This window comes from uncultured Stenotrophomonas sp. (assembly GCF_963519925.1).
Lineage (GTDB): Bacteria > Pseudomonadota > Gammaproteobacteria > Xanthomonadales > Xanthomonadaceae > Stenotrophomonas > Stenotrophomonas maltophilia_AE.
Genome location: NZ_CAUQPH010000001.1, coordinates 132,920 through 159,409 on the forward strand (window position 1 = coordinate 132,920; position 26,490 = coordinate 159,409).

At 60.4% G+C, this 26,490-nt stretch carries 17 protein-coding genes; 8 read left to right on the top strand and 9 right to left on the bottom strand.

The window, feature by feature from the left end; all coding sequences use genetic code 11:
• Window positions 1–720 precede the first annotated feature (720 nt).
• Window positions 721–2,520, bottom strand: a complete 1,800-nt coding sequence (locus tag RWO33_RS00645; RefSeq protein WP_314100982.1) for a sensor domain-containing phosphodiesterase — start codon at window positions 2,518–2,520, stop codon at window positions 721–723.
• A gap of 563 nt (window positions 2,521–3,083) precedes the next feature.
• Here RWO33_RS00645 and RWO33_RS00650 point away from each other — a divergent pair.
• Both RWO33_RS00650 and RWO33_RS00655 read left to right on the top strand, forming a co-directional pair.
• Entirely contained in the window at window positions 3,084–3,641 is a 558-nt protein-coding gene (locus tag RWO33_RS00650; RefSeq protein WP_249832706.1) for an ABATE domain-containing protein, read from the top strand.
• A 15-nt stretch (window positions 3,642–3,656) separates the two neighbouring features.
• On the top strand, window positions 3,657–4,559 hold the full coding sequence (locus RWO33_RS00655; protein WP_314100985.1) for a cyclase family protein: 903 nt from the start codon (window positions 3,657–3,659) through the stop codon (window positions 4,557–4,559).
• A gap of 56 nt (window positions 4,560–4,615) precedes the next feature.
• Here RWO33_RS00655 and RWO33_RS00660 read toward each other — a convergent pair whose 3' ends face one another.
• The 5 genes from RWO33_RS00660 to RWO33_RS00680 form a co-directional block, all read right to left on the bottom strand.
• Window positions 4,616–4,987, bottom strand: a complete 372-nt coding sequence (locus tag RWO33_RS00660) for a response regulator (protein ID WP_184123600.1) — start codon at window positions 4,985–4,987, stop codon at window positions 4,616–4,618.
• Window positions 4,988–5,606: 619 nt separating this feature from the next.
• Window positions 5,607–6,602 carry a CorA family divalent cation transporter gene (locus RWO33_RS00665; RefSeq protein ID WP_314100986.1) on the bottom strand — a complete coding sequence of 332 codons (996 nt, stop codon included), beginning with the start codon at window positions 6,600–6,602 and terminating at the stop codon, window positions 5,607–5,609.
• A 714-nt stretch (window positions 6,603–7,316) separates the two neighbouring features.
• The gene (locus RWO33_RS00670; protein WP_314100988.1) at window positions 7,317–7,610 is read right to left on the bottom strand and encodes a hypothetical protein; all 294 of its coding nucleotides are present in this window, start codon (window positions 7,608–7,610) and stop codon (window positions 7,317–7,319) included.
• A 1,686-nt stretch (window positions 7,611–9,296) separates the two neighbouring features.
• Window positions 9,297–11,084 carry a sensor domain-containing phosphodiesterase gene (locus tag RWO33_RS00675; protein ID WP_314100990.1) on the bottom strand — a complete coding sequence of 596 codons (1,788 nt, stop codon included), beginning with the start codon at window positions 11,082–11,084 and terminating at the stop codon, window positions 9,297–9,299.
• A 1,559-nt stretch (window positions 11,085–12,643) separates the two neighbouring features.
• The gene (locus RWO33_RS00680; RefSeq protein ID WP_314100991.1) at window positions 12,644–13,090 is read right to left on the bottom strand and encodes a BLUF domain-containing protein; all 447 of its coding nucleotides are present in this window, start codon (window positions 13,088–13,090) and stop codon (window positions 12,644–12,646) included.
• A gap of 169 nt (window positions 13,091–13,259) precedes the next feature.
• Here RWO33_RS00680 and RWO33_RS00685 point away from each other — a divergent pair, with 169 nt between their 5' ends.
• Together RWO33_RS00685 and RWO33_RS00690 are read left to right on the top strand one after the other, a co-directional pair.
• The gene (locus tag RWO33_RS00685; protein ID WP_314100992.1) at window positions 13,260–13,565 is read left to right on the top strand and encodes a hypothetical protein; all 306 of its coding nucleotides are present in this window, start codon (window positions 13,260–13,262) and stop codon (window positions 13,563–13,565) included.
• 570 nt (window positions 13,566–14,135) lie between these two features.
• Window positions 14,136–14,492: a YkgJ family cysteine cluster protein gene (locus tag RWO33_RS00690; protein WP_314100994.1), complete on the top strand. Its 357-nt coding sequence runs from the start codon at window positions 14,136–14,138 to the stop codon at window positions 14,490–14,492.
• Between the two features lie 95 nt (window positions 14,493–14,587).
• On the opposite strand, the gene RWO33_RS00695 is transcribed toward RWO33_RS00690, so the two are convergent.
• Window positions 14,588–15,043: a hypothetical protein gene (locus RWO33_RS00695; protein WP_249832698.1), complete on the bottom strand. Its 456-nt coding sequence runs from the start codon at window positions 15,041–15,043 to the stop codon at window positions 14,588–14,590.
• Window positions 15,044–15,156: 113 nt separating this feature from the next.
• Window positions 15,157–15,819 carry a YoaK family protein gene (locus RWO33_RS00700; protein ID WP_314100997.1) on the bottom strand — a complete coding sequence of 221 codons (663 nt, stop codon included), beginning with the start codon at window positions 15,817–15,819 and terminating at the stop codon, window positions 15,157–15,159.
• Window positions 15,820–15,982: 163 nt separating this feature from the next.
• Here RWO33_RS00700 and RWO33_RS00705 point away from each other — a divergent pair, with 163 nt between their 5' ends.
• Window positions 15,983–16,417, top strand: coding sequence for an ankyrin repeat domain-containing protein (locus RWO33_RS00705; RefSeq protein WP_249832696.1), 435 nt, complete (start codon window positions 15,983–15,985; stop codon window positions 16,415–16,417).
• 1,229 nt (window positions 16,418–17,646) lie between these two features.
• Here RWO33_RS00705 and RWO33_RS00710 read toward each other — a convergent pair.
• On the bottom strand, window positions 17,647–21,066 hold the full coding sequence (locus RWO33_RS00710) for a response regulator (RefSeq protein WP_249832695.1): 3,420 nt from the start codon (window positions 21,064–21,066) through the stop codon (window positions 17,647–17,649).
• A gap of 554 nt (window positions 21,067–21,620) precedes the next feature.
• Between RWO33_RS00710 and RWO33_RS00715 the strand changes: the two genes are divergently transcribed.
• From RWO33_RS00715 to RWO33_RS00725, 3 genes are all read left to right on the top strand, one after another.
• The gene (locus RWO33_RS00715) at window positions 21,621–23,813 is read left to right on the top strand and encodes a TonB-dependent siderophore receptor (RefSeq protein WP_314101000.1); all 2,193 of its coding nucleotides are present in this window, start codon (window positions 21,621–21,623) and stop codon (window positions 23,811–23,813) included.
• A 19-nt stretch (window positions 23,814–23,832) separates the two neighbouring features.
• Window positions 23,833–25,527: an ABC transporter ATP-binding protein/permease gene (locus RWO33_RS00720; protein WP_314101002.1), complete on the top strand. Its 1,695-nt coding sequence runs from the start codon at window positions 23,833–23,835 to the stop codon at window positions 25,525–25,527.
• 547 nt (window positions 25,528–26,074) lie between these two features.
• Window positions 26,075–26,476 (top strand): cupin domain-containing protein, encoded by a 402-nt coding sequence (locus tag RWO33_RS00725; protein ID WP_314101004.1) that lies wholly within the window; start codon window positions 26,075–26,077, stop codon window positions 26,474–26,476.
• Window positions 26,477–26,490: the final 14 nt, after the last annotated feature.

Consider the following 26,490-nt stretch of genomic DNA (forward strand, 5'->3'; position numbering starts at 1 on the left):
GGGAAAGGCAGCGGACGGCCACCCGTGGGTTGGCAACGACCGGGCGGGGCGGTGGCGTGTCAAAGGTGAACAGCCGCTAGTGAGTGCCTCGACCAATAGCCTGCAGGGCGGAGACTGGAAGGCTGGAGCGCGAATGGGGTTAGGGGCTCTCAGGGCGCGAGTAGGGCACAAAGCCCCCTACGTCATTGATGGTTCTATCATGGTGCGTTGACGCCGCTTTGGCATGTTCACTGGATACTCCGCAAAATACTGACCAGAGAGCGCAGCATGGCCACTACAACCCCTGTTCCCGTAGTTGTTCGCATTGAGGTGATGGACTTGGACGCTGGCGAGGTGGCCGTTGTGGCCCAGCTCGACCAGGAGCCATCCAAGGTGTGGGTGGATCGCCTTCGCCAAGTTGTCGATTCGACGCCTGGCATGGAAGAGGTGGTCGTCCGTCCGGACGGGTATTGGCTTTTCTTCGTGGGCTTCGGCTCAGCCCTGGGTTCAGCAATACACAACCGAGTGGCCCAACTGATAGGCCAGGCAGGAGTGTCCGGGCGCAACCCGCCCGCCTCCAAGCCAAGGGCGGGCCGCAGAAACAGCTCGCCCATCAGGAATGTGAGCCAGCCTTTCCAACCAGGTTCGCAGGCGCACGCTGCCCAGTTGTAAGGCGGATTGGTGAGCTGCTCGCGGCCAATGGGGTAGAGGGTTCCACAAGCTTGCTGCTATTTGCACTTGCTATGAGCGGATATGCAGCTTGCTTTCGGCTTGCTCGGCATTGTGGCTCCTGAACACTTCAAGTAACGCTTCTGCGCTCAATGCCTTGGAGAGAACGTAGCCCTGTATCTCATCGCACCCATTCTCCCGAAGGAACTGGAGCTGAGCGGCAGTCTCTACCCCTTCGGCGACCGTGTGGTAGCCCAGCTCCCGAGCCAGATTGATGATTGCGGCGACCTTAGGCTTGGCCTTGGGATCCGACTCAAGGTTCTCGATGAGGGACTTATCCATCTTGATCGTGTTAATCGGCAGGTCCGACAAGTAGCCGAAGTTGCTGTAGCCGCTTCCAAAGTCGTCGATGGCAACCTTGATGCCGGCATCTGCCATAGCCTGTATTTGTCCGCCTGCCACAGAATCGGCGCGGAGCCATTCACCTTCTGTGATCTCAATTTCAATGGAATCAAATGGGAGAAGACGAGCTTCGAGCTTCGAACGAATCTGGATCCAGGCATCTTCAGAGGAAAGGTCAGCCCCGGACAGGTTGAAGGACAGTAGAACGTGGTAACCGACGTCCCGCCACGCGACCATCTGATCGAGTGCAGCGTCGAGCACCCATGGGGTCACCGTTGCCATCAAGGCGGTTCGCTCGAAGATTGGAATGAACTCGCCCGGGCTAACTGGACCTAGGCGAGGGTGTGTCCAACGAAGCAACGCCTCCGCGGATACCGGTTGCAGATCCGACGCGCGGTAACGCGGTTGGTATTCCAAGTGGAACTCATCCTTTCGCAGGCCACGTTCCGCGTCTGCGGCCAAGCGATATGCGCGGCGCATGTCGTGGTCGCGTTGCTCGGAATACCAAGCGAAAGCCTGTCGCGCTTCGAATGATTCATGCAGACCAATCAACATTTTTCGAATCACGTCGTCACTTGTGTCCTCCCCCAACGTCACAGCGCAGATTCCCGCGTGAAATCGAGGGGACATCGGAACGGCGGCGGCCATGAGTGGGCGGGACATGCGCTGCCGAAGTTCGCCTACCAGCCCTTCGATATCCTTTGCACTCGGCAGGGCGACCATGAATGCAAATCGCGTCACGCCCACGTGGTAAACGTCCGCCAAGCCCTCCAAGGCGAGCTTGAGCCGAACACCTGCCCGCCGTATCAACGCCTCCAAAGGCCGCATGCCGAGGGCCTGCCCGGCCTCGTTTGCGCGGGGGATATCAAATACGTCCAACAGCACCGCGAACACCCGCTGCCCACCGTGCCGCTGAGCCAGGCCAGCATAGTCAATGTGGAACTGGTGGCGGTTGGGCATGCCGCTGACAGGCTCCAAGCGCCCTGACATGTTTCTAAGCTCGAGTTGCGCCATGACCAACTGCGCCAACGTCGAAAGCTGAGCGCGATCGGACTCCGAAAACTCACGCACCTGCGTGTCCATGATGCACATGGCCCCTATGGCCACCCCGTTCTTCGCCACGAGGGGAGCTCCAGCGTAGAACCGGAGGTGTGGTGGCGCGACGACCAATGGATTGCGCTGAAAGCGCGGGTCTTGACGAAGATCAGGGACGACCATCACCTCGTTGCAGGCGATCGCATGAGCGCAAACCGAGACGCGAATATCGGTTTCGGCAACTGGCAAGCCGATCCGGGAAATGAATCGTTGTTTGTCCTCGCCAACGATGGAGACGAACGCGACCGGGGCATCAAAGGCGAAGGCAGCCAGTGCGGTGACGCGGTCCAAGGAGGGCCCCGATTCGGAGTCCAGGACGTGCATCGTGCCCAGGACCGCCATTCGTTCTTGCGCTTCGGTAATAGGCACGTTCATAGCTACTGCGCGATAACGAGGGGGGTGATGGCTAGCTCTATATCACCAATTCGAACCACATCCCATGAAAGCGTTGCGAAATCTTAGCAAGGCACTCGCAACTACCGCGTCGCCTCGTCTTGAAGTGCCCGCTCGGGCACTGATTCTGCTGCCCCGCATTTCGGGCAGGAGACCCTGAGCGCGGATCCATGAGTCTCAGCGCCGGTCAGCAAAGCTACCCATCGGCCGTGGCAGGACAGGCACTCGACGTCCATGCTTTCCAGGCCGTTCCAGACGAGGTCCTCGGCCGGCGAGATGGGCTTCAGACGCTTGGCTTCAATGACATTGACGATGATGAATCTGTCAGTGACTAGCACGACGGTAGCTCCTCTGTTTGCCTTCAGCTGCACACCAGCAAGCCCTGCTAGCAACCATGATCTCCCACCCAAGGCCTGAATTAAACAGGGCTCATTCGTTAAACCGTCCGGCTAATCGCCGCGACGCCCTTGCGTGTCGCTGGTCCGGGTGACGCCTATCGCGCGATCCCCTTGACTGGCACAAATGACACCTGTTAAAAAGGTTACATGAAGCCATTGAGCGGGTTTGAATTCATCGCCGGGTGCCTTGCCTTGGATTTCGTCGACACACTCGGCGAGCGCGCCGGGCAGGGGCGAGAGCGTTTAGAGGACGAAAATGCCCTCGCTGCGTGGCTGGGACAGGCAGAGCTTGCGCCGGGCGGCGTCGATTTCTCCGCTAATGACCTGGCCATTGCGCGCTCCGTTAGAGAAGCGATTTATCGCTGCACGACGTCGGTCATCGATGGCGGGGCGCTCCCTGCCGATGACGTCGCCTGTCTCAACCTCACGGCAAGCAGGATGCCGCTCAGACCTCGTCTGCAGGATGGTGTGCTTGTGCGCGTCGGCGACCAACCGTTGAACGCTGCGATGTCGGTCTTGGCGGAAGACGCCCTAGGTTTATTGGTGGTGCCGCGCCGGGAGCGACTCAGGCGCTGCCCCGAGTGCGCGATGGTGTTTGAGGACACCTCGCGGCCAGGAAAGAGGCGGTGGTGCTCGTCGGCCAGCGGCTGCGGAAACCGGGCAAAAGTTCGAGCACACAGAGCACGACGCGACACTGAGACCTAACGGAGGCGCCAACAAATGCAGAAGAGAGCGTGTTTCGATTTCGAAATTGAGTTCAGCAACGGGGGCGGCATCCAGGGCCACGGTTTCCGCTTGGATATCCCGGGGGACGACATCGACGATGAGTCGCTTGCCGCTTACGTCATCCGAGACATGCGGCTGTTGATGGTCGGCAAAGCGCATATCCTCAACAAGCGCATCATCCAAGAGGCCCACAAGCGCTCCACGAGTCAAGCTTCAAGGGAGGCATGCGCAGGTAATAGTCCAGTTTTCGTTGATCTTAGTCACTCCATCAGCAGCGGCATGGTGACAGTTGAAGGCCTACCCGCCCCAATGATCTGCGACCACCTTTCCAGGGTAGCTTCCCGCTCGCTCTATGGCGCCGGCACGGAGTTCCAAATCAACCGTCTTGAAATGGTCGGTAACACCGGGACCTACATCGATGTGCCGTTCCATCGCTACGCAGACGGATACGACTTGGCGGGCCTGTCGCTCGACCGCGTTGCGGACGTGCCTGGGATCACCGTTAAGGCGCTCGGCGCTACCGACCGCGCCATAGACTGGCACCACTTCGTGCCATACGAGTGCCGGGGTCGTGCGGTCTTGGTTCACACGGGTTGGGATCAACACTGGGGCAGCGAACGCTACTTTGATGGGCACCCTTACCTCACAGAGAAGGCCGCTACATACCTGCGCGACCAAGGCACCCTTATGGTGGGGATCGACTCGCTTAACATCGACAACACAGCAGGCAGCGAGCGCCCCGTTCACTCGGTTCTCTTGGCGGCCGGCATTCCCATCATTGAGCACATGACGCGCCTTGAAGACCTGCCGCCGGAGAACTTTCGCTTGCACGCCGCACCGCCGAAGGTCGTCGGTATGGGCACATTCCCGGTCAGAGTCCACGCTACGTTGCGTTGACCTCCAAGCTCAGCGGGCCGTCCGAAGGCTTCCGCTGATAGCGGCTCCGCTGCGCCTCATTCTTTCGCTGCAGCGACTGCGCTCAAAATCGCAAACAGTTGCTTGAGTCGGTAGGGCTTTTGGAGGAAGGCCACACCGGGCGGCAAGGGCGGTAGTTGCGCGGGCGCGAAGCCGGAGGTAAGTATGACCCGAGCGTGCGGCCTCGTTTCCCTAATGCTCTCCGCGAGCGTGACCCCGCAAATGCCGTTGGGCATCCTGACGTCGGTAAATACAACGTCAAACTCTTCGCCCGAATCAATCAACGCTTGTGCCGCCACCCCGTCCGCCGCCGTGGTGACTGCGATCCCATAGTCCCGGAGGGCGGACCCGATCAACTCCCGCAGATCTTCTTGATCCTCGACCATCAGGACTCGAAGCCTTGTCAACATTGGCATCAATCAAGCTCACCCATTCCTATCGACCCCAGTATGCAGGACAGCGAAGTCGACCTCTAGCACCGTGGCGCCAAAGATGAACAGTTCAGCTATCCCTCGCTATCGCTCGTGGGAGGCAACTGCAGAAGGTCGGGCTCGAGGAAGGGTTTGGATCAAGAAGGCAGTCCCAGCGCAGCAGCCCTCCTTTCCGACTCATCTGGCTACAAGAAGTGCCGAAACCGAGCATTGCTCCCCATAAAACGAGGGCGCATCAGGGACGCATCACCACGCGACTACCAGTGACTATCTCCAGTCCTGGCGCACGAACACCGTGATGCGCCTCCGGCATCGATTGCAAAACGGCCAATGTGGGCATGATGCGAAAGGAGGCCGATGGCGTCTCAAAGGTGTCGCAGCGAAGCTCCAAAAGCTCGAACAGGTCGCTATGCAGCTTGCGCTTCCTACGGGGTAGGGCACATGCGCTCTTGGACATGCCGAGGTTTCCGATGGCGGTGGAGTTGGAGTGAACCAGAGGGAGAGGGGCGGGGAGAACTAGTTTCATCCTCGCGCGCAGGGTAAATCGTCCGGTGCTGTGCTGACGAGTATGGTTTCGAAGCGGTGGTCCCAAACGGCTCTACAACCACCCGCGTCGCTTTCCAATCACGACGGCAGCGACTCCCAGGCTGGCCATCAGAAGCACCGCCAACCAGAAGCCGAGAGTCTTCGCGCCGAAGAAGTTGGCCTCGAAGTTCATCCCCAGCGCCCCTGCGATGACCGCCAGCAACCCCGTCACGACTGTAACGAACGTCAGCAGTTTCATGCGTTCATTGGTCTGAAGCTCAGTTTGCGTGCTAAAGAGCTGGAAGCTCCCGACCACCAGATCCCGGGCATTCTCCACCACGTCCATGGCGCGCTCGAAGCGATCGTCCAAGTCCCGTAGGTGGCGGGCGACCTCTTCGTTCCCATCGGGAACAAAGTCGGCTCGCGACAGTCCATCAAATACAATTCGGTGGGGCGCCAGCATTCGTCGCAACCGGGACGCAGCACCTCGCAATGCGCACAGCTGGGGGAGTGCCGAGCGGCCTGGTGGCTGATCCGACAAGATACGGCTTTCGAGCCGCTCAATCTCAACCTCGAACCTAGCGCACGCTGCGAAGTAGGTGGAAAGATGCCAGTCCAGCACGGCCGCTACAAAGCTTGCTTCGCCGAGGCAGCCGATGTCGCAGGCGGCGTCCGGGTCTCGATCCTTAATGTCGGATAGGAAGTCGATCTCCTCGTCGTGGTGCGTTACGACGAAGTTAGGCCCGGCTATGATGGTCAACACGGCGCCACGAAATCGCAACGCCTCCGACGGAATAATCGCGACCACCTTGGCCATAAAGCAGCCCGCGAACTTTTCCAGACGGGGATTGGTTGAGCCCTGACAGGCGACGAGCGAGTTGCCCTTTAGCCCGAGGGCATCCCAGACCGACCGTAGCGATTCTTCTTCACCGCCACAAGCGTCTACCCACAGCAGCTCGTCATCCGCTAAGCGCAGTGAGGACAAATCATTGAGCGCAAGTTGCGTGCTTCCAGTATCTCGATACAGGGTAATGCATATGCCATCGGGTCCTTCGGGTGCGCTGTTCATGGCCGCATTCTCTGTCGGGCCCGCTGCAGTGTTTGTGAAGAAACCGAGGGAGGACGAAGACCGGGTATAGCTTTTGCTGGGTATACGTCAGGGAGACGAGGATGCTTCTTCTTAACAAATGGAGCGCTATGGTGTGGAAGCGAGGCCTTTGACGGTCTCAAGACGACTTGTCGCCCGTCCCCGCCGCAAGGAGAGGCTCTGTCATGCCCGACACCGGCGTTTTTTACCTTTTTGAGATCCAAAGCGACTACAACGTGGCGGCCCACCCCGATACGGTGCACGTGGACTGCGTATACGCGAGGTGCCTGTATTGCAGCCATCTGTTTTGGGCGTATGAGGAGCCGTCCCTGATTCGATTGCCCCGAGGGGGCGCGGTCCTGGTATGTCCGAAATGCGCCGCCCGCCAGGCCATCGCGGGGCGACGTTTTGCTGAATTCATGGAGCGCTTCCCCAACGGGATCAGCGCGCCTCTTCCTAGGGAGCTCGATGGTTAGCATTCGCGAGCATGATCGAGGCGCATCGCCACCTCCTCGTCCTTGAGTGTCCAGCAGGTTGTGTAGGCCCACACTCGGCGACAACACCGTGGCCTGCAGTTCCGTCGTCCGCGAGATGCTGTCATCTTCCAAGATGGATCACGTGGCGCTCAATAGGAGGACGCCCTCGATGCGGTCCGGCTGTTCCTAAGAGCGACCGTTTGCAGTGAAAGATAGTGTGCTAACCGGCGCTTTTCTCTCGGAAGCTAAGGACGTCTTTCCTTACGTTCGCAATGCCTTCGCTGAAGGCGCGCTGATAGTTGGCCGAGCAACCGCTTCCGGCCAGAGGCCCCCCGCCATCGCTCCCCTCCTCGAAGATGTCCAACGCTGCGAGAAAGTTGGTCAGATCAGAGTGGGTTGCAATAGACAGTCGCAGGCCGACTTCCAGTGCCTTGACGTGCGCAAGAGACAGCTCAAGTTGCCCTTCAATGCCACGAATGCGCTGTTGAATGACAGACAGGTTCGATAGCTCCATAGTGCTCAACCAGTTGGGGGTTAATTCATGGTAGCAGTGTGGAATGCTGCACACGCCGACCCGCTTGGCTCATGTTTGCGCGACTCGCTGCACACCCCGGTTCCAGGCCAGACCCAGGCCGCTTCTCGGCGCGGCTGAGGGGTAGCGCTCGGTCCAGCAACGCTTGTCGCTTGTCTTTCCTAGACTTGGGCTTACTACCCAAGGACAGCACTGCGCGAGGACTGCACGCCCTTGCCCGAGCGTTCCGTCGAGGCACACCAGGCAATAGGCGGGGCAATTGACCCGCCCAGCCCAAAGGGAGTCCTTTGACCAAGGCGTGCTCACGCGGCCAAGGGGAGGGGGGAGCTGACTCACCGCAAGACCTCCGCCGAGACTTCTGACATGATGGCGCTAAGGCTGCGGGTTCCGTTCGAGTGAATTCGCGGCTATGGACGAGAAATGCAAGGATGCTTCGCCCAGCGGATACGGTTCGCTGACGTTGCGCGCACCAGCGCGACCTTTACTGCGTCCCGAGCTTGCCTTGCAACCGAATAGATTAGACGTCCAACTCAGTGCAGTGGAATTCTTAGGCTACGGTCGGGCAGGCCATCCCCAGTTCCGGATCCACTTTTCGCCGGATTCGCTTTACCTCCTGAACAGTTTAATTCGAGACGCGGCTGGGCGTTCTATCCAGATGCTTGTCTATGGTCGGCTATTAACCACCATCTTCGCGGGCCCTCCCCTGACTTTTACCCACTTCACCGCAACCGTCGCGGATGCTGCGTTGGCGGGAATGTTGCACGCGGTAGCACTTGGGGTTGTGCGTTTGCCAAGTGGAACCCTCACATCTGCCTAGCCAACGGCTACCCATTGTTCGATGCTCACTTGGCAGCCCGCTTTGTGTTCTTCTGGGCTGAGAGGCGAGGGTAGTTGCCGTGCATTTGGCTTGATCTGCTGAACGCTTCATCCCTGACCGTCCTTTCTGAACTGAGGGAGTTCTTCTTCCAAGTGAGCCGAGCAACCGACAGTGGCCGTCGTGCTCTATGCTGTAGCCTTGGCGCACCTTTCGAGACACCTTCTTTGCGGGGAAGACAGACCCACAGCAGCGGCCATTCCCCATGTGGTGCTGGCATCGGTCCCCTTTTCACACGATAGTGCAGCGACGCCAGCAGCGAACACACCCTATTGCTATCCACCGCCCCCAGTGCAATGCTCCTTGAGTGATGTGATTTCGGGCTCAATGGCCCAGATGGCGGAGCGCGACCATGACAGGAAGCATCGGGGTAGCGTTTCTTATCAGCATTAAGCAGCTTGCCGACAGATTTGCGAGTGGTGTAAGGAGTGCACTGCGGGAGTGATGTTGGAGGGCTAGTCCAGGCACGAACAACATGGGTAGTCAACAATCGGACGATCGTCATTTCAACGTGGTGTTGGGCCTCTTTGATACCAGCTACACCGCAGAGGTCTGGCACGAGTCGGTAGACGACTGGATCCTTCTTAGTGTCCGCCTCGAGTCCGGGGAAAGCGAAAAGGTTCAGCGAACATCTTTTGCAACGTTGGAGGCCGCGCTGTTTGCAGCGGAGAACGTCGCCAAAAGTCTAATTGTCGGATAGCCGCCTGTTTTGTGATGGCAGGTGCCATGTGGCGGCGTAACGACTAGTGCTGCGGGGTCCACGTGAGCTTGTCGGGCCCATGGCTACGCGTGATTCAACGAGCAGCGTCGGATTGCCAGGGAAAAGCGGGAAGGTCCCGAAGCATGGTGATCAGAAGGTCCGGATCCATGGGGCGAGCCAAGGCGTAGCCTTGGATCTCATCGCATCCCAAGGCCTTAAGACGTTCTACCTGCTCAGCCGTTTCCGCCCCTTCAGCGACGGTCGCGTAGCCTAGATCCTGCGCAAGTCGGATGATCGCCTGCGTCTTTAGAAGTGCTCGCTCGTCGACGGCGATGTTGTCTATCAAGGACTTGTCGAGCTTGAGGGTATGGATGGGCAGCTCGGTGAGGTAGCCGAAATTGCTATAGCCATTGCCGAAATCGTCGATAGCTACTCGAACTCCAGCCGCTGCAAGCGCCGAGATTTGCTCGCCAGGTAGTGAGTCTGCACGCAGCCATTCGCCTTCAGTGATCTCCACTTCCACGTCCGAGGGCGACAGCCCTTTGATCCCAAGCAAGTCCAGGATTCGTTCGGCCGCGTCCGGTTTGGCTATGTCCTTCACAGACAGGTTGATCGAGAGGGACAGCTCCACGCCGTCGCGCCTCCAACGCGCAAGTTGCTCCAACGCATTTTCAAGCACCCAAGCGGTCACGCTGCCGATAAGCGCGGTTCGCTCGAATACGGGGATGAACTCTGCTGGACTGACGGGGCCAAGCCGGGGATGGTTCCAGCGGATCAGGACCTCGGCAGAACGTGCGCGCAGATCAGACAGATGGAATCTTGGCTGGTAGACCAAGTGGAAGTCTTGCTGGCGCAAGCTGCGCTCAGCGTCCACGGCTAAGCGGTAGCCGCGTCGCAGGTCTTCGTCACGGGCCTTCGAATACCAACGAACCAAGCTCTGAGAGGCGATGGACGCATGCAGGCCAATGAGGATTTTTCGGATGACGTCATTGGCTTCATCTACCGACAGGTCAACCGCACACGCGCCTGCGTGGAACATGGGAGACATGGGCACCGCGCCTGCCATCAGGGGACGGATCATCCGCTTCTGGATTTCGGCGAGCAGCGACTCGACGCTCTCTGGTCCCGGAAGGTCGACAAGGAAAGCGAAGCGTGTAACGCCCACGTGGTAGACATCGGCCACGCCGTCAAGGGCAACTTTGAGCCGGACGCCAGCACGCCGGATGAGCGCTTCAAGCGGAGGCATGCCCAAGACCTGGCCCGCCTCATTGGCCCGAGGAAGATCCAGGATGTCTATCAGGACTGCATACAGACGTTTGCCCGGCGCACGTAGCGCGAGGCTTGCATAGTCGATACCGAACTGGTGCCTGTTGGGCAGCCCACTTACAGGCTCTCGCCTGCCCGAGAGCGCTCTTAACTCGAGCTGATGCATCACGCTTTGGCCCAGTGTTTCCAACTGTCGGCGATCAGATTCAGAGAATTCGCGAGGCTTCTCGTCCATGATGCACAGCGCCCCGATGGCGATTCCATTTTGAGAGATCAGCGGCGCCCCAGCGTAGAAGCGCAGGTGGGGCGGCTTGATCACCAAGGGGTTCTGCAGGAAGCGAGGGTCCTTCGTCAAATCGTTCACGACCATGACTTGGTTTGAGCCGATGGTGTGAGAGCAGATGGATTCGCGGATATTGGTTTCAGCCATCGGGAGCCCGAGGCGAGATATCAACTTCTGCTTGTCTACCTCAATCATCGAGACAAAGGCCACCGGCGCCGCAAATGTGTAGGCGGTCAGCTCTGTCAGGCGATCCAAAGACCCGCCCGCGGCCTTGTCCAAGGCCTGCAAGCTGCTAAGGGCGGTCAATCGTTCTTCGGTGACGGTAGGGGACATGGCGTCAGACGATTTGGGGCGAGAACAGGTTACGCCTTTAAGTAGAGGCACGTCATCGTTATCGGCTGACGTAGCCGAATCTTCAGTAGAAAGCCTGTGTGCCGTTCTGAAGCATTCAGGCCCTTCGCGCAGGCTGAGAGTGAAGCGTTATGACAAGCGGCCGCACACCCGCGAGGAACGTCCAGTAATGCTCACTCGATCAACAGTGGGCTTCGACCCATGTCATTGGATCGGGGGGGGCATGAAATGATCCGGAACCGTCGAGCACGCCGGTTGGAAATCTCTTTACGAACTCCTCGAAGCGGACTCGGCTAACCCCTTGCCGCGCCCCGCACGTGCTGCACGTCAGGATGCCTGCGCCCCCCAGATCTACCAGGCCACTGCCCTCGGAGAGACTCGACACTGTAGAACAAGCGGTGCACTGCACTTCGACACAGCGTAGTGCTCGAATCGTCTCTGGACCGTCCGCCTCTGCAGAGACCGATCGGAGATGAAAGACACCGGTATTGGGCACGACACAATCCTCTTCAGTAACATTATCAGGCTTGGCAAGACTCTCCATGCGGGCTCAGCAGAGCCAAGACCAGCGATGCCTAGTCTTTGCCAGTGGTCGGCCCGACTGTGGAAGCAGAGCCCTGAGAAATGATGCTCACGGCACGGTCACTCGCGCGTGAAGACAAAGGGTCAAGGCGCGCGCAGCGTCAGAGAGTAACGCACGCTTGAGAGTTGAGCGGGCACCTGAGGGTCGCCTTTCTACCGATCACAGCGATTGCCGGACCGAGTTGAGCAATTCACGCAAGGTGAACGGCTTACGCAACAGGGCGGTGGCGGGTGGCAGATGCGAAGTGGCATCTGCATCTGCGCCCCGCGTAGCCCGTCACCAAGACAACGCGCAAGTCGTTCTGATTGGCCTGGGCGCGCTGCGCCAGCTCCCGGCCGTCCATCCCGGCAGGCTAAGGTCGGCGAGGAGCAGGTCGAAGCGGGGGTATGTGTCGATAGCGCTCAGTGCCGCCTCTGCAATGCTGGCTGCTACGACGTCATACCCGATGCCCTTAAGAAGGTCTCGGGTTGTCCTCCGAACCGCCTCATCGTCCTGCACGTAAAGGATCTACGCAACGGGATAGCAGGAAACAATCGGAGCCGCTGGCTGTTGATGGCTAGCTTGGCTTAGCTACCAGCGCCTATCTGGTCATTCGTTGACTGCGGCGGGGATCGATAGCGGTGACCCTTTGCTCCGCCGCTAGCCGTCGTGGCATCATGAACCCAACCCGACGTCCGCCAACTTCGGGCAGTCCTGAGTGATGCAATCACTTGCGATGCCGGGACTCGTCGATGAAAGCAGGAGCATGTGTGCTTCCCCATTGTCGAGTCGACGCCCCCGTTAGGGGCACCGTCGTGACCGGTTTTTCTTCGACCTGCACCTTCCTGGTGAGCCGACGGGCGGCGACCAACCATCGGACCCGCTGCGGGCCCGACAGCGGCAGAGGCCTGCGCAATGCTTGGCGGGAGGTGGATGCCCCCTCAATCAGCATGCCTGCACTCTCGCGCAATGCAGGCACTTAGTAGGTTGAACGCCCGTTCGGCGTCGAAAGGTGCTGCCTCACTAAAGCATCCAGGCAAGAAATGCCCGACGAGGGATCTGGGTTTTCTGAATCAACGTCGTCAAAGGGAGCCCAGGCAGCGGCGGCCACACGGGACGTGTCCATGGTGGAAGCGGAGATCACGTGCATCGCCCAGTATGGAAACAGACGCTGATGGACGGTGCCGTTGGCCAGTTCCAGAAGCGCTGTATGACTTCTCGACGCCTTGACCCGCGCATAGACAGCACTGACGCCGTCTTCAGGCCCTTCAAAGTATTGAAGGAATCGCTGGCCGTCGGAGAGCAGCACGCCCGTGACTCCGGCTAAGCGGTTGAAGCGCTCCGCGTCAGCGGCCAGACGGAGAGTCTGTTCGTCTGTCACGCCCTCTGAACGTTTGCTCGTATAGACGACAGCCCGTAAGGGCATAGCATTTCCTAAAAATAGGCGCGTGGGGGGCGCGTGAAGACTGTAGCAAACTGCCACGGCCAATTCAGCGTCAATGCTGAACGGTTAAGTATTCATCCCGGCGGCCAGAAGGGGGTAGGCTGAAGGGCCATGGGAGGGTAGTTTGAAGGGATGACGCATGGAGAGAGCAATGGATCACATGGAGCAAGCGGGAATACGTTGGTTGAGCTTCCGTCTTCGAAACGGTCAGTCGATCGCTCCCGGAAAGCTGAAAGAAGCTTGGTCAAACGCAGCGCAAACTAGCAGATGTGCGGTAAGGCGGGATAACGTGCTTGGAGGTGCATGCGTCTACGGGCTCTACGCGCCGGAACGCTTGGCTGCACCACGCAGTGCCGAACTACGAATGCGGGAATTTTTATCCAACGAAGGCTACGTTTTCACGATGGGCACGATCCGCGGCGATGGCGCGCCGCTAGACGATGAGGCGAAGAAGTAGTCTTCTCGTTGGCCATGGAGGGTTCGCCGTTCCGAGGTCAGACTTAACGCTTCAGAAAAGCGCGTTGCTCGCCCCAACCAAGGGCGTAAATTCACTCCGTGCTTCTGGAGTTAAGCGATGGCAACTGGGCGTGTCGTTACCTGCGTAACCCTCTCACCGGAACCCTCTTTGCGCCGGGTAACGACGATCGGAGGGGTGCATCCGCATGGGCGTCGGTGGTCATTGTCTGCCGAGTCGGCGATTGCAGGTATCGACAGGGGGGAGTGGACGTTCCACGTCGAGCTGGACGCGGGCCTGGTTCCCCTTACCGTCGGGACGACAGAAGCAGGCGAACGATGCCTGACAATGGACTGCGATCCCGCCGAGTGCGGCCACTTGCTCCTGTTGCCTGGATGCCCGGCCGCAGAAACGTTCAACTGAGAGGTCGGCAGGGCGGCATCGCGACGCTTGGCTACGGAGCGAAGACGGGACAGGCAAGGACGTTGGCCTTAAAATGGAACGGCTGAGCCCGAGTCGAGGTCAAGCGTAGCGCTCCCCTCCGCACCGGTGGGGATGATTAGGAGTGGAAGAGTGCCTTACGAAGCCCTGGAGACGATTTTCAGCCTGCGTGAGCAGATCCCGGGCTTCCGCTGCATCGTGGGCTGTCATGACTGCTGTGGTCCGGTGACAGTGTCGACCGACGAGATGGCGCGGCTGCCGCGTAAAAGCGACGCGGAGCGCGATGAGGCACTTTCTCAGTTGAGTTGCCCGCACTTGGGGGCAGGCGGGTGCCAGGTCTACCAAGAGCGGCCTCTGATCTGTCGGCTGTTCGGCACTACTCCGAACCTCCCGTGCCCGAATGGCCGCCGACCGGTCTACATGATCGAGGAGGATGTTGAGCAGCGCATTCACCAGTTGCTTCGCAGCACTCGCCAAGTCCTGCTGTGAGGGAAGGCTCGTTGGTGGCAGCAGCGGGCTCGATGCCCAGAGGAGCGTCCAGCTCAAGGTCGGAATCTGCGCCATCGGCGTCCTGTTTCAGTTGTCTAATCGCTGCCGATGCCCGGGACGTTTGATTCTCCCACTTCTGGACCATTGCCCGCAGCCGAATCCGCCAAGGGAGGGGGCGGCGGGGGTTGCCGGTGGCAAAGCCAGAATGCAAACAGCGCCTCATCGACGCTTGGGATGACCCGGGTTCCTGAACGTGCTTCGGCTTCCAAAGTGTCGAGAAATGCCGATCCCATCGTGAACTGCTTCACCGAAGGCGTGAACCGCTGCGCCGAGCAGGAAAGGTCGGTCGAATCGATTCCGGATCCATCGCATAGCAAAGACAAGAAGACCGCCTTGCCTTCCTCTGTCATGCCGGTCACAGGTGGCTTAGATGGGTGCAGCCACATCAAGCCTTGCGAAGTCAGCTGGACCAGCCGAGCCGGTGAAGGACGAAAGCCCTGAGCCGCCATGCTGAGGTCCGCCAGCAGATCCAGACGTTTTTGAAGTTCCATGAGCTCACGCTCCGATCGCCTGCCACACCCGCAATGTGTCACCTCATGAAAGAGCATTCAAGCGGCAGCAGATCGGGCGCACACCGTGGGGCAGGGCGGCAGGAAGCCCGAGCTCACGTTTGCAGCGTGCCTGGACGAAGATAAATCCAAAGCCCGATCGCGCAAAGGCCGACGATAGCCGCTGGCAGGAGCAGCGTGAGAAATCCCAATTGATGGAAGGACGTCGCTGCAACCATGCCCCCCGTTGAAAAGCTGAATAGCACGAGTCCCCACATGGCCAAGCGGCGGCGCGGAACGGGATGTCCCCGACACACTTGGCCGAGCACGAGGCCAAAGTCGGTGAAGAAGCCCGTCAAATGCGTGCTGCGGATGGACGAGCCGCTGTAAAAGGACGTCATGGCGTTTTGCAGCCCGCAGCCCGCTGCGGCAAAACAGGCGCCGAAGGCATTTCCACCGGCCAGCAGAGCTGCGGCAGCGATGAAGAGCATGGCTTCGACGGCGAGAAGTCCCACATAGGCGCCAGAGAGGCTCCTATCCCGAAGCAGTAAACCGGCGCCGAACGATCCGATGACGAAGCTGACAATCACTGCGAGCAGTTGTTGGGCATTGCCCCAATTGCTGCCCTCGATGGCAATACTCTGCAGGCTCACCGTGCCGGTCATATGACTGAAGGCTTGATGTTCATACCCCAAGTAGCCCACCGCGTTGACCACCCCGGCAGCAAAAGCAAGCAGACCAGTCCCTACCCAAACAACTCGCGGCACCTCTATGCCCACGTGACGACTCCTATTCTTTGAAATGGCGTGCGCCAAGCCCTGGGCGGCCGGCAGGACGAATCCCCCCAAGCACCCCGGCCAAGGCGACTGGCGCTGCCTGCTGAGTATAGAATCCCCAGAGGCCCGCCTAGTGGGCCAAGTTGACCGGCTAGGAGATCGGGTAATGGATGCGTTGCCGAAGGCCATCGCGCTCGGGTGGGGCAAGCTCTACATGACTGTCCCCGAGTTTCGCGAAGCGTTTAGACACGCGATGTCGGCTGTCGATCGACTGCCACCTAAGCTGGTTGAGCGAGGGCGTTCGCTCGACTTTCCACCCCTGCACCATGCATGTTTGCGAGGTGACGTGGAGCTAGTCAGGGGGCTCCTGGAGGCAGGAATTGGTCCGAATTCATACCCGTTCACCGAAGACGAAACGGACGAGCCTCCCCTGATATGGCTGATCACCGCAGACACCCTGAACACGGACACCAAGGTCGCAGTCGCGTCCCTCCTGCTGGAGTTCGGGGCGGATGTTGAGGAGGGGGAAGCCTTGGCGTTCGCGATGCAGTCGTCGGACGAAGCGTTCGCAAAGTATTTAAGGGATGCAACCCAGCGTTGATTGTGTCGTTCCAACACTCATATCCCCCATCCGCAATGGCGGGTCTGCCATCCATCCGCGTTGTATGGACGACGAGGGGGCACGGACCCATCTGCCCCGAGTCGGAGTTGTGGGCCAATCATCCACCGCAAGAAGGAAGGCGGAGCGGCGCAGCGTGAAGGGGGCAACAATGCCGCGCTGACACGGCGTTGGCTGTCTTATCACCGTTCCCTTAGCCGCCCCGGCAGAGAATCAGAGCCACATTGATGGATTGGTCCACGTTGGTGGTTCCCAGGATTCTTTAAATCAAGCATGGCTTGGCACAGGCTAGGGAGGTGAAAACGTGATAGGCCGCCTCTTAATCACCGATGTGCAGGCGGACATGGTTGACTCAACGACGGTGCGATCGCTAAGAAAGGTAGGGGTGATATGCAAGTCGTGTGGACGCAGCGCTGTCCTCTCCGCAGGCCAAGGCCTCGAAGGCATTGATGGTGGAGGCGTGTTGACCTGCCCCGGTTGCGGGTGCCGCCAAGCGGTGAGCCGGAAGCGATTCGAAGACATGCTGGCTTCGAAGCGACAAGGGCAGTCGTGAGAGGGATTGTGAGGCAGGCGCCGGACCCGGACCCGGAGGCCCAGAATGGGCCGGGTTCGTCAAGGATGAGAAGAGCGCGGATTGGGACCAGCGTCTAGCGCTTGATGATTTAGGTTGGGCGGGCCACACTCGGGACGCAACGGCCTCAGGATCTAGCAATGGCCCCAAGACCAGCCAGTAGCATTCGCCGAGTCACTTTGTCAGTCGGGCGTCATATATATACGTCCGAGATACTGCGCGAAAGGGAAACAAGCTGGGCTCTGCTAAAGGTGCAAGTCCATAGGGTCGGTGTGGTTGGCGGGATCGAGTTTCATGGAAGCTCCTGTCTGGAGGTTCTTCGCCGCGCGGAGGTGGTTGCCATGGAAATCATCTCGCTTGAAGTCAAAGACTTGGATGACAAAACACGGCTGAGCCATCCCGACCAGCTAACAAGCGGATGATCAACGCGAACTAGCCAGGCTTTCGCGTGGATGGCGGCCCCTGCCACACGGAGGCGCGGCCACGATCCAGGCACCCACAAGCTGTGACGTTGTCGACGTTACGCTTTAGCACAGCAAGGCTTCTGCGCGGTCGCCCGGTGCTGGTCGCCGATTGCTGCTGTCCCGCGCCCGCGAGTCAGCGGGCAACGGGGTGGCGCACAGGGCCGGTCTTGGCGGCGTTACGCCGTCAGCCAAACGCGGATCAGCGACACCAACTTATCCACGTCCAACGGCTTAGCGACGTAGTCGTTCGCCCCGGCTTGGATACATTGCTGCTGATCATCAGGCATCGCCTTTGCGGTCAGCGCGATGATGGGCAGCCTGGCGAACCGTGCGTCCTGCCTGATCTCTCGCGTGGCGGTCAGGCCGTCCTTTACTGGCATCATGATGTCCATCAACACCAATTCAATGGGGGCGGGTCCTTCGACCGTGGCCGTCAAGATGTCGATGGCCTCCTGGCCATTTCGCGCGATCGTCACCTTGCAGCCATGCGGCTCCAGCACGTTCATGAGTGCGTAGATGTTGCGGACATCGTCTTCGACGACCAGCACGCGGCGACCATCGAGCGCAGTGTCCCGGTGTTGCGCAGTGCGGATCATCCCCTGCTTTGGCTCGGGCAGCTCGCTGACGACTTGATGAAGGAACAACGTCACCTCGTCGAGGAGGCGCTCGGGCGAGCGCGCGCCCTTGATGATGATCGAGCTGGAGTAGCGGCCCAGTCGCATCTCCTCAGCCGGGGAGAGCACCCGGCCGGTGTAGACGATGATGGGGGGCAGGGGGCGAGCGCTCTCTTGGCTCAACAGGTCGAGCAGCTCGAATCCGGATGCGTCGGGCAATGTCAGGTCCAATACCATGCAGTCGAACGAATGCTGTGCCAAAACCTCAATGCATTCGGCCGCTGACCGGGCGCCGATGGTCTCTACGTCGGCCAACGCCAGAAGGTCGCGCACTGCATCCAGCTGGACGGAATCGTCCTCGACCACCAGAACCAACCGTGGCCGCTGCGACAGTCGCTGCTCCAGTGAGAGCAGCACGTCGGAAAGATCCTCGCGGGTTGCAGGCTTGCCCAAGTAGCCCACTGCGCCCAACGCCAGTGCTTTGCGCGAGTGGTCCATCGCGGAAACCATATGGATGGGAATGTGCCGCGTGCGCATGTCGTGTTTAAGGATATCAAGCACGGACAGACCAGATTGGTCCGGAAGACCAACGTCCAGCACAATGGCGTGAGGCAGTTCTGCCCTTGCGGCGGCCAATGCGTCGCTCGCGGTATGCGCCACTCTAGCGCGGAACCCCATTTCACGCGCCAAGTCGCTGACGATCTCCCCGAAGGCGATGTCATCCTCGACAATCAGGATCAGGCCCCGGCCGTTGCTCACCTTGCTTCCCGCAACGCTGACATGGCGGGGTTCCTGCGCAGGGGTGGGGGCCTTTACCGGGAACGCGGCGCGCGCGGGCGTGGTGACCGGGGCCGATTCGGCGGCCGGCGCGCGTTTTTCGGTTTGCAGCCGGGTCGCCACCGTCAGCCTGAAACAACTGCCCTTGCCCGGCTCGCTTTCCACGGCGATGTCGCCTCCCAGCAACCGAGCAAGCTCCCGGGAAATGGAAAGCCCAAGGCCGGTGCCGCCGTAGCGTCGACTGATAGAGCCGTCGGCCTGCTGGAATGCTTCGAAGATGCGCCCCTGCTGCTCGGGGGCGATGCCAATACCGCTGTCGGTCACCGAGAACGCCACCTGGCCATTGGGAGCACCAGAAGCCGACACGGTAACGCCACCCACTTCAGTGAACTTCAACGCGTTTGACAGCAGGTTCTTCAGGATCTGCTCGATTCGCTGGCGATCGGACTCGATCATAGTCGGGCAGTCGGTCATCATCGACACGTCCAGCGTCAGCCCTTTTTCGCTGGCGACGGGGCCGAGCAGCTCAGAGAGATCGGTCAGCAACTTCTCCACACCAAATCGCTCGGCATGGACCTCGATGTGCCCGGCCTCGATCTTAGAGAGGTCCAGGATCTCGTTGATTAGGTTGAGCAGATCGTTTCCGGAAGAGTGAATGGTGCGCGCGAACTTCACCTGTTCCGCGCTCAGGTTGCCGTCGCGATTGTCACCCAGCAACTTGGAAAGGATGAGCGCCGAATTGAGCGGGGTGCGCAGCTCGTGCGACATGTTTGCCAGGAACTCTGACTTGTATTGGCTGGCACGTTGGACCTTGTGCGATTCCGCGACGACCGCCGCATTGGCGCGCGCGAGCTTGTCGCGCTCGGCCTCAAGCTGCTGGGACTGGTCGAACAGCTGGTTATTGGTCTGTTCCAGTTCCGCTTGTTGTTCCTCCAGCTCATGTTGGGAAGCACGCAGGGCTTGGCTCTGTTCCTCCAGCTCCTCGTTCGAGACCCGCAGCTCTTCGCTTTGAACCTGCAACGCTTCGGACTGCTGCTGGGTCTGCGCAAGCAGCTCGGAGAGCTTTGCCCGGTAGAACGCTGAACGGAGGGCGACAGCCATGTCTCCCGAGGCGAGTTCTAGCAGCTGGACGACCTCTGCGGGCACGGCGCCGAAGAAGCCCAGCTCGATTACCCCAGCCACCTCGCCCTCGTGGATGCTGGGAGCGATGACCAAGTGGCGCGGCTGGGCTTGCCCGAGTCCCGAGCCGACCATGAAGTAGCCCGTCGGCACCTCTGAGACGACCATCACCCGTTTCTCGTCCACTGCGCGGCTCAGCAAGCTGCCGCTTGCCCGAAGCCCATCGGTATCGCCCGGTGTGGGGGCCGTGCCAACTGCGCCGATCTGCTTGAACCCAGCGTCCACCGGCTGGAACAGCATGCCCGCCTGGGCGCCGGTGAAGCGGGCAAGGAAGCCGAGGCTGGCCTGCGCCAGGGTGCTGCTGTCCAAGTCCCCGCCAGTGGCGGTGGCCAGCTCAAGCCGACCTTGCTGCAGCCAAGCATCGCGCTCCCGGATCCGGGCATGCCGGCGGAGCAGGATGGCGATGAAGATCGTCAGCACAATGCCCAAGACAGCGCTGGCTGCGCCCGAGGTCAGCGCCGTGCTGTAGGCGGATTCCATCTCGGCCAGGCGTTTAGCGCGCTTGTCCAGTTCGATCGCACCCATGGCAGCCAGACGGGCCCGAATGTCGTCCATTGCGGCCTTGCCGCGATTGGAAGTAACCACCGCCAGAGCGGGCTCTAGCCCTTGGGTGCGGCGGAGTTCTATCGTTTCATGCAGCTCGTCCAGCTTGTCTTGGACTCGTCGCCCCAGCATCCTGAGACCGTCCACTTGAGCGGGGTCATCTGCTAACGCCCGTTCCATGGCCTCCAGGCGCGTGCTGGCCACGCCCAAGGCCGTCCGATAGGGCTCGAGGTAGCTGTCGTCGCCCGTGAGCAGATAGCCGCGCTGACCCGTCTCAGCGTCCTGCACCGCCGATAGAACATCGCCCAAGGCGGTCATCGTCTGCTGGGAGCGGATAACTAAGGCGCTTCCCTCACGAATAGTTCGGATGTTCTTGCCGGCGAGGAAGCCAGTCCCGACAAAAAACACCATGACCGCCAAGAGCGGCCAAAGCGTGCGGAAGGCGGCGGCTGTCTGCTGAGCGGCAAGGCGGGACTGGGGCATGGATGGCATCGGCAGGTGGGTGGATGGTCTTAACCGATCAATCTAGCATGCTGCTAAGCCGCCGCCATCGAGAGGCAGATGCCAGTGAGTGACATCTGCCAACCTGTGCTCGGACGATCCGCGCGGGCAGGTGGCCAACGCCGGGCTTTGAAGGGGCACTCCAGAGGGGAATGCCTCGATACGGCTGCGAAACGTCGCCCTCAATGGAGCCCTTGATCTTGAGCAGCCCTCAAGCAAACGCTCGACACTCCAGAAATCGCGGCGGTCGTCGGTGCGTGCTGCCATCCAGACTGACATGGAGGCGGGCAAAGCGGTCGGAGTAGTCGCGCTGCCGGCCATGGGCCCGCCGAGAACCGTCCCGCTGACTCAGGACGCAAGAGCTCGCCTGCAGAGAGGTCTGCAGTCCTCGCTTCGCCGAGCAACAGCGCCAACCGATACGCCATTGAAATGTTATGACATAACGTTACAATGAGGCCGTCGGTTCCGGTCTACGGGGGAGGGCACGTGCAGCGCCCGCCGATGCTCCGCCTGCACGCCTCCTTAGTGACATCATCATGATCAAATCGACCACGTCCTCGGGCCGAGCCAACGGCTCTGCAAGGCATAGCCGCTTGCGCCCCGTTCACACCTTGCTGGCCGGCGCCTTGCTTGCGGCGAGTCATGCATCCGCAGAAGAAGCAAAGCGATCCCCGGTGGACACCACCGTCTCGGACTTGGATACGGTCAAGGTCGAAGCGCAGCGCCTTGGCACCACAGAGGGCACTGGCTCGTATACGTCTCCCGTGGTCACTTGGGGGGGCAAGGCCCCCGTCCCGGTGTTGGATGTCCCCAACTCGATGAGCGTCATCACCCGCCAGCGCATCGAGGACCAGAACTTGGTCACCGTGGAGGACGCGCTTCGGGAAGTGACTGGCGTCACCGTTACCCCGTGGGACGGCGCCACAAGCCAAATTCGGTCCCGCGGCTACAACTTGGAGTCTTCCTACGACGGCATCCCCGCTTACGGAGCACTGTCCGCGTTTCAACAGTTCGACTTGGCCATCTACGACCGGGTGGAGGTGCTGCGAGGCCCGGGGGGTATCTTCCAAGGGTCCGGCCAGCCTGGCGGCGTCGCCAACTTCGTTCGCAAGCGCGGCAGGGAGGCGTTCGGCGGGTCCATTGCGCTCTCTGCGGGGAGTTGGTCCAACTACCGCGGCGAGGTGGACATCGGCGGCCCTCTGGACGCTGCAGGGCGCGTGCGCAGCCGCTTCATCGCCTCCGCTCAGGAGCGCGATTACTTTTATGAGACCGCTGACTCGAGCAAGCGATTGTTCCACGGGACGCTGGACTGGGACCTTGCCCCTTCCACCACTGTCTCCCTCTCCGCCACGCATCAGACGGACGATGTGATGCCCTACATGGGGCAGCCGGCCTACACCGACCAACGATTTTTGGGCGCGTCTCGTGCCCTCTACGTATACCCGGATTGGGTCATCCAGCAGTGGGATAAGGAGGCCATCACGCTTGACCTGGAACATCTATTCGACAACGGATGGTCAATCAAAGGTCGCGCAAGCCGGCAACGCTTGGACTGGTATTACAAGGACAGCTATCCGACCGGTGGCGTCAACCCGGAGAGGGGCACGGTAGCCAGCTACGCCCGTCGCCAAAGCGACAGCGATGAGGTTAGGGAGGGCGTTGACCTCTTTGCCGCCGGCGCGTTCCAGGCGTGGGGTCGCGACCATCATGCAACGATTGGCGCGACCATGGAGGAATACGAAAGCACCACGCGGTATGGCCAGGGCCCCGCGGTCCGCGACGTTCCAGTGCTTTCCCCCAACGTGGTCCCTGAGGTGCCGATTGCTTACACCTCCGGCTACCATTCCATCACACGCCAAAGCGGGCTTTACGGGCAGCTGCGGCTGGCATTGACCGACCGCCTTACCGGCGTGATCGGTGGTCGGTGGAGCAACTTCGAGGTAAAAAGCCGGTCGGTATCGCCGCAGCCGCTCACGGCATGGGTCGACGGTGCCCAAGCCCATGGAAAGTTCACCCCGTATGCTGGGGCCGTGTTCCACTTCTCAGACACTGTGACGGCCTACGCCAGCTATGCAGACACGTTTATCCCCCAGACCCAGCGAAAGGTCTCTGGGGAAACGATCGATCCACGCATCGGAAAACAGCTGGAGATCGGTGCCAAAGCAAGCGTTCGGGGAGGTGCGCTGAACCTGGCCGCCGCAGCCTTCCAGACCAAGGACGTAAACCGCTCCTATCCAGACGTGGCAAACCCGGGCTTCTTCTTGCAGGCTGGCGAGGTGGAGGTCAAAGGGTGGGAGGTGGAGGCGAGCGGAAGCCCATGGCCAAACCTTGACCTGACCGCGGGCTACACGCGGCTTCTGACTCGCTACGTCCGTCACCAGACCATTCAAGAGGGCTCCCCTTTCACGCTCTTTGAGCCGGACCACACGTGGAAGCTCTTTGCGCACTACCGCATTGAAACGGGGGTGCTGGGCGGGCTGTCATTGGGCGGTGGGTTGCACGCCTCCAGCGGCATCTTGGGCACGGGAGTGGCAGGAGTCCGGGAGCAGCGCGGTTATGCGGTCGCAAGCGCGCACGCCGGCTACCGCTTCACCGAGACCCTCCAAATGAGCGTGGCGGTCAACAATCTCTTCGATCGTCACTACTTTGAGCGGGTTGGGGGCCTCAACAGCTACAACACGCCTGGAGAGCCGCGAAATGTCCTTGTGACCTTGCGCTCGACGTTCTAACCGTCACCCGGCCAGTGCTATGAAGCTATCAGCACGCGACGTGTGGCGGTTAGTGCGCCCATACTGGGTTTCTGAAGATCGGTGGCGGGCCTATGCACTGCTCGCCACCATCATTACGCTGGACGTTTTCCTGACTTACATCGGGGTTCGGCAGACGCTTTGGCAGAAGAACTTCTTCGACGCCTTGGTGGAACGCGATCTGCCTGCCTTCTGGAGCCAGATGGTGGAACTGTCGGCCATCGTGGCCGGCATCGTGGTGGCGGGAACCGGGCGGGTGTGGTTTGAGCAAGCGCTGGAGATGAGGTGGCGCACTTGGCTAACAGGCGACTACTTGAGTCGGTGGACTAAGGAGCACGCCTACTGGCGCGTGGGCACGTTCGGGAAGGTGGACAACCCCGATCAGCGCATTGCCGAGGATCTTCGCCTGATGGCAAGCGAGACGCTTCGGCTTTCAGTGGGGGCGCTGAACTATGCAGTGGACTTTTTCACGTTCGCAACGATGCTGTGGGGGCTTTCTGGAGCTGCGAGCTTTGCGTTGGCGGGGGCGCAGATTCAAGTTCCCGGCTACATGATGTGGGCCGCCGTCCTTTACGCGCTCGTGGGCTCGGTCATCATGGAGCGGATCGATAGAGGCCTGGTTCCGATCGACTACCAGCAACAGCGACGAGAAGCCGACTTTCGCTACCTGCTGGTCCGGATGCGCGAGAACGCCTTGCCGATCGCTATGTGGCGTGGAGAGACGGTCGAATCCAAGGGGCTCGCCACTGCTTTTTTGCGCATCCGCTCCAACTGGGGTGAGATCATGCGATACACAAAGCGCATCACTGCCTTCAATGCCCTTTACGTTCAGAGCTCAATGCTGCTGCCCTACCTGATCACGGGCCCGCGATACTTTTCCGGGGCGATCACGATCGGCACCGTGATGCAGCTCAACAGCCTGTTCAATCGCGTGCGAGGTTCACTGTCTTGGTTCGTCTACAGATACAAGGACTTGGCCCTGCTGCGCTCGGTATTTCAGCGCCTTCATGAGTTCGATTTGGCCTTAAAAAGACCAAGCGGAAATGGCCTGAAGCGCCGGGAAGGAGGACGCGATCTCGTGCTGAGTTCCGTGAACGTGGAGCTTCCAGACGGGTCTAGCCTGGGGGCAGTGGGCCGATTACACCTCCATCCTGGCGACCGGCTGTTGATCCAGGGCCCGTCGGGGAGCGGGAAGTCTCTCCTGCTCAGGGCTCTTGCCGGCTTATGGCCCTTCGCTTCGGGGGAAGTGACCTTGCCAGACGGACTCACCATGTTCGTGCCGCAGCAAACCTACATGCCCAACGGATCGCTTCTGGCATGCTTGGCTTACCCCTCAGATCCGGAAACCTTACACGTCGATGACGCGCGCGAAGTGCTTGCTGACGTCGGCTTATGCAAGCTGGCGGAGGAGCTTGAGTGCGACGAAACTTGGCATCGACGTTTGTCACCGGGCGAGCAGCAACGGTTGGGCTTTGCCCGGGTGTTGTTGCACAGGCCAACGGTGGTGTTCTTGGACGAGTCAACGTCGGCGCTTGACCCGAATGGCGAATCGAGGATGTATCAACTGCTGGAAGAGCGACTTCCGCATTCCATTGTGATCAGCGTCGGGCACCGGCCCATGCTTCAATCTTGGCACCCGATCTCGATGGAGTGGGCCGCCTGCCGTCTGTCGCAGGCAACCGACCAGCCGGTGTGAGGTTCACCGGACTGGCATGGGAACCGCACCGCGACACACCTGGCCAAAAACAGCTTGGCGTTCGTGGTCGCCGATCAACAGTCCCTCTGCTAGGGGCATGTTGGTGAGGCCCCTTGCTTCCGAGCAGCTCTGAGCGGCGACTGCAAGGGTTGAACGAGATTTCTTTTCACGCCATTCACGCGCCTGCGAGCAAATTTGTTGACAACCACGGGGGAGACGCCACCCTTAGGGGTGTCTCCAAGCGGAAGGAACCCGGATATTGCAGGTGACCTAGCAGGTGTTTGAGCATGGCGCGGGTCATGCGGTCGATACACTGCAGCTTAAGTGGATGGGAGCGAGCCCCACGGAGCCGCTTACCATCACGAGGCACTTAGGTGGGTCGCAGAAGTGCAGCGGGGGCTGACACCTGCGTATCCGGGAGCCCGTGCTTGGCGCTGGGCCTGTGGTCTGCCTACCCGCGCTCGCCTACGCATAGAGAGTGCCGTAGAGGACGGGGATGCTCGTCCCTTGGATTTTTACCATCCCCTGAGTGCCACCGCTGAGCCTCATGAACACTGATTTCCCTTCTGCTGAAGAGTATGCCGCCGAACGACCACGCCATGGTGAGCTGCAGGTCTTGGATATCCAGTCCCTGCAACATGGGGTCACTGGCTCATACCAAAACCAAGTCTTGCAGGAGTTCAATGACAGCTGCATTCGGATGGCGGTCTTCCACGGGGAGTATCAGTGGCATGTGCATCCCGACAGCGATGAAGTCTTCTTGGTCGTCGAGGGCGAGCTCCACATTGATTTGGGCTCCGGAGCTGGATTCGCACTCGGGCCGTGGCAGTGCGTCACTATTCCAGCAGGGACGGTGCACCGAACGCGCGCTATTGGTCGCACGGTCAACTTGACTGTGGAGGCACGAAGCGCGCGCACCGTGTTCGTGGACGGGCCAGAAGTCGCCTAAGCGCTTGACGCTGT

What these genes read in the sequence shown, in the direction of transcription:
- RWO33_RS00645 (WP_314100982.1), bottom strand. Translation starts at nt 2,520, where the DNA reads ATGAACGTGCCTATTACCGAAGCGCAAGAACGAATGGCGGTCCTGGGC.
- RWO33_RS00650 (WP_249832706.1), top strand. Translation starts at nt 3,084, where the DNA reads ATGAAGCCATTGAGCGGGTTTGAATTCATCGCCGGGTGCCTTGCCTTG.
- RWO33_RS00655 (WP_314100985.1), top strand. Translation starts at nt 3,657, where the DNA reads ATGCAGAAGAGAGCGTGTTTCGATTTCGAAATTGAGTTCAGCAACGGG.
- RWO33_RS00660 (WP_184123600.1), bottom strand. Translation starts at nt 4,987, where the DNA reads ATGTTGACAAGGCTTCGAGTCCTGATGGTCGAGGATCAAGAAGATCTG.
- RWO33_RS00665 (WP_314100986.1), bottom strand. Translation starts at nt 6,602, where the DNA reads ATGAACAGCGCACCCGAAGGACCCGATGGCATATGCATTACCCTGTAT.
- RWO33_RS00670 (WP_314100988.1), bottom strand. Translation starts at nt 7,610, where the DNA reads ATGGAGCTATCGAACCTGTCTGTCATTCAACAGCGCATTCGTGGCATT.
- RWO33_RS00675 (WP_314100990.1), bottom strand. Translation starts at nt 11,084, where the DNA reads ATGTCCCCTACCGTCACCGAAGAACGATTGACCGCCCTTAGCAGCTTG.
- RWO33_RS00680 (WP_314100991.1), bottom strand. Translation starts at nt 13,090, where the DNA reads ATGCCCTTACGGGCTGTCGTCTATACGAGCAAACGTTCAGAGGGCGTG.
- RWO33_RS00685 (WP_314100992.1), top strand. Translation starts at nt 13,260, where the DNA reads ATGGATCACATGGAGCAAGCGGGAATACGTTGGTTGAGCTTCCGTCTT.
- RWO33_RS00695 (WP_249832698.1), bottom strand. Translation starts at nt 15,043, where the DNA reads ATGGAACTTCAAAAACGTCTGGATCTGCTGGCGGACCTCAGCATGGCG.
- RWO33_RS00705 (WP_249832696.1), top strand. Translation starts at nt 15,983, where the DNA reads ATGGATGCGTTGCCGAAGGCCATCGCGCTCGGGTGGGGCAAGCTCTAC.
- RWO33_RS00710 (WP_249832695.1), bottom strand. Translation starts at nt 21,066, where the DNA reads ATGCCCCAGTCCCGCCTTGCCGCTCAGCAGACAGCCGCCGCCTTCCGC.
- RWO33_RS00715 (WP_314101000.1), top strand. Translation starts at nt 21,621, where the DNA reads ATGATCAAATCGACCACGTCCTCGGGCCGAGCCAACGGCTCTGCAAGG.
- RWO33_RS00720 (WP_314101002.1), top strand. Translation starts at nt 23,833, where the DNA reads ATGAAGCTATCAGCACGCGACGTGTGGCGGTTAGTGCGCCCATACTGG.
- RWO33_RS00725 (WP_314101004.1), top strand. Translation starts at nt 26,075, where the DNA reads ATGAACACTGATTTCCCTTCTGCTGAAGAGTATGCCGCCGAACGACCA.